The organism is Bacillus sp. GMs2/2, from assembly GCF_050172095.1.
In the GTDB taxonomy this organism is placed as follows: Bacteria; Bacillota; Bacilli; order Bacillales; family Bacillaceae_G; genus Bacillus_A; species Bacillus_A cereus.
In genome coordinates, this window is the sequence record NZ_JBNLYE010000427.1 from 1 (window position 1) to 3,107 (window position 3,107).

The following is a 3,107-nucleotide window of genomic DNA, read 5'->3' on the forward strand; positions in this document are numbered from 1 at the left end:
TTAAGAGTAAGAGGGGATAGCCATGCAAAACAAAATTATCGTTATGTTTCAAAAAGATTTTCGTTTATATGATAACCCAGCTCTATTTGAGGCTGTTCAGTCCGGGGGGGTTCTTCCGGTATATGTACAAGATGAAACTTTTTCAATAGGAAGTGCGGCAAAGTGGTGGTTACGCCATGCTATAATGGATGTCCAAAAGCAACTTAAGGCATTGGGCTCTACTTTAATAATCCGCAAAGGAAATACACAGGAAGAAATACTTTCTCTCATAAAACAATTAGATATAACGGCTGTATATTGGAATAGTTGTTATGATCCAGACAGGTTAAAATCTAATCAAAAAATGAAAATGATATTAGAAGATAAAGGTATTATTTGTAAGGAATTTAATTCGCATTTATTATTAGAACCGTGGATTATAAAAAAGAAGGATAACACTGAATATAAGGTGTTTACGCCTTTTTACAATGCATTTCAAAAGCAGGTAATACCTAAACCTATTAGCAGAGTACAGAGTATAAAGTGGGGAAGCTCTTTACCAGCAAGCTTATCTGTCTCAGAATTACACTTGTTGCCGACTATACCGTGGACATCTCATATGGAAGCAATATGGGAGCCTACAGAGGAAGGGGCATACAAAACATTTAAGAAATTTTTCTCTAGTAAATTAGCCTCTTATAGTGAAGGAAGAGATTTTCCAAATCAAAATGCTCATTCAATGTTGGCGCCATATCTTTCATTTGGCCAAATATCAGTGAAGTTAATGTATCACTACTTAATAAATAAAAGTACCGAAAGACAATGTAGTTTTTTTGAAAAACAAGTGATTAGTTTTATACGCCAATTAATTTGGAGAGAGTTTTCTTATTATTTGCTATATCACTATCCGTTTACAGTATATAAACCTCTTAATAAAAACTTTGAACATTTTCCGTGGAATAAGGAAGAGGAGTTATTAAGAGTATGGCAGAAGGGTGAAACTGGTTATCCGTTTATTGATGCGGGAATGCGAGAACTATGGCAAACCGGTTTTATGCATAATCGGGCAAGAATGGCTGTAGCCTCTTTTCTTGTAAAGCATTTGTTAATTCCGTGGCAAGAAGGTGCAAAATGGTTTATGGATACACTACTAGATGCTGATATTGCAAATAATACAATGGGATGGCAATGGGTTGCTGGAAGTGGAGCAGATGCATCCCCGTACTTTCGTATTTTTAATCCTATCACACAAGGAGAAAAGTTTGATAAAAATGGAGAGTATATAAGAAGATGGGTACCAGAATTAAGAGATATCCCAAACAAATATATACATAAACCTTGGGAAGCACCTGAGCATATTTTACAAAAATCCAATATAAAACTTGGGAATACATATCCTTATCCGATTGTTGATCATAAGGCAGCACGAGAGAGAGCCCTTTGTGCATATAAAAATATGAAAGAATTTGTATGAAATAGGTTAAACAATATGTATTTAGAATTTTATCCATTATAAGGACATACTAATCATATAAAGTTTCTATAATCTTCTAGTAAAAAGGAGAATGTTTATGAAAAAATCTAGTATTATAGTATTTTTACTAACATATGGTTTGTTTTATGTTTCTAGTGTTTTATTCCCTATTGATCGTACTTGGTATGATGCGTTAGAAAAGCCGTCTTGGACACCTCCTGGTATGACAATCGGAATGATATGGGCTGTATTATTTGGACTTATTGCATTATCAGTTGCAATTATTTACAACAACTATGGATTCAAGCCAAAAACATTTTGGTTTTTATTCCTTTTAAATTATATATTCAATCAAGCGTTCAGCTATTTTCAATTTAGCCAAAAGAATTTGTTTTTAGCAACAGTAGATTGTTTACTTGTCGCTATTACTACGTTACTTCTCATAGCGGTTTCTTCCAAATTATCTAAAGTATCGACATGGTTGCTAATACCATATTTTTTATGGTCTGCATTTGCTACATATTTATCTTGGACAATTTATAGTATAAATTAAAGACGGAACTAAAAACTTGAGCACAATAAAAATGCTCGAGTTTTTATGTGTGTTAATGATAATCCGAAATATGGAATATATACATCTTATGGAGGTCATCTTTGTGAAGAAATGGATAAAAATTATGCTGTACTCTTTACTAGCTATTTTAATTATAGGAAGTTTTACTTTTTTGACTTGGTCTCAGTTTACTTATAAACCGACGAAAGAGGCTTTGTCGTTAGTAGATGATAAAAAAGATGAAGATAATATCGTTTTTGGAGCGAAAGATGCGAAAGTAGGGGTTATTTTTTATCAAGGAGCTAAAGTAGAAGCTGAGGCTTATAGTTACTTAGGAGAAGCGCTTGCAAAAGATGGGCACTTTGTAGTAATGCCTAAGTTACCATTAAATTTAGCGATACTTGGAATAAATGAGGTAGACAGTGTAATTGAAAAGTATCCGGAAGTTCAAAAATGGTATGTTGCAGGGCATTCAATGGGAGGAGCTATGATTTCTAAGTATGCCTTCCAACATGAAGACAAGGTAGACGGGATTATTTTCTTAGGTTCGTATCCTGCAGATGACTTTTCTACAAAATCGATTCCGATGTTATCAATTTATGGGGAAGTAGATGCTTTAGCAACTGTAGAAAAAATAGAGAACAATAAAAAGTTCATGTCAAAGAATACAACTATGCACATGATAAAAGGGGGAAATCATGCTCATTTTGGCATGTATGGTGAGCAAAAAGGTGATAATGCGAGTTTAATTACGGCAAAAGCACAACGAGATGAAACAGTAAAAGTAATTGAACAATGGTTATTGGAACAATGATAACGAATTTAATAAATCTACCGAAAGAATTATCCAAACGGTAGATGGGAGAGAGAATAAAGAGCCAAATCGTATGAATTGGCTCTTTTATTTATTTGCTATCTCCAATTGTCCCCTTATTTTCTCCGGAATATCCTCTTTAGAAATAATATCGTAAGAATACACATATTTTCCTTTCACATGAATTTTTAAGTAAGTTTTTCTTATAAAATCATTAGGCGTGTTCGTTCCAACTGTATATTCTTTTTCATTACTTAATTCGTCAACAGCTTTTAGTGAGTACATAG

Annotated in this window: 3 protein-coding genes and 1 pseudogene; 3 read left to right on the top strand and 1 reads right to left on the bottom strand. The window is 33.3% G+C overall.

From position 1 onward, the window contains the following. The first annotated feature begins 22 nt into the window (after positions 1-22). The 3 genes from ACQGS6_RS25510 to ACQGS6_RS25520 all read left to right on the top strand — a co-directional run bounded on the left by ACQGS6_RS25510 (position 23) and on the right by ACQGS6_RS25520 (position 2,820). Positions 23-1,453 (top strand): cryptochrome/photolyase family protein, encoded by a 1,431-nt coding sequence (locus tag ACQGS6_RS25510; RefSeq protein ID WP_426965810.1) that lies wholly within the window; start codon positions 23-25, stop codon positions 1,451-1,453. 97 nt (positions 1,454-1,550) lie between these two features. Beyond that, a complete protein-coding gene (locus tag ACQGS6_RS25515; protein WP_000749743.1) occupies positions 1,551-2,006 on the top strand; it encodes a TspO/MBR family protein in 456 nt (151 codons plus the stop codon). Positions 2,007-2,109: 103 nt separating this feature from the next. Then, the gene (locus tag ACQGS6_RS25520; RefSeq protein WP_000758813.1) at positions 2,110-2,820 is read left to right on the top strand and encodes an alpha/beta hydrolase; all 711 of its coding nucleotides are present in this window, start codon (positions 2,110-2,112) and stop codon (positions 2,818-2,820) included. 87 nt (positions 2,821-2,907) lie between these two features. On the opposite strand, the pseudogene ACQGS6_RS25525 reads toward ACQGS6_RS25520, so the two are convergent. Continuing rightward, a pseudogene (locus ACQGS6_RS25525) lies at positions 2,908-3,107 on the bottom strand (YxeA family protein); the annotation flags it as partial.

Coding starts and splice junctions, on each gene's coding strand:
- ACQGS6_RS25515 (WP_000749743.1), top strand. CDS start 1,551: ATGAAAAAATCTAGTATTATAGTATTTTTACTAACATATGGTTTGTTT.
- ACQGS6_RS25510 (WP_426965810.1), top strand. CDS start 23: ATGCAAAACAAAATTATCGTTATGTTTCAAAAAGATTTTCGTTTATAT.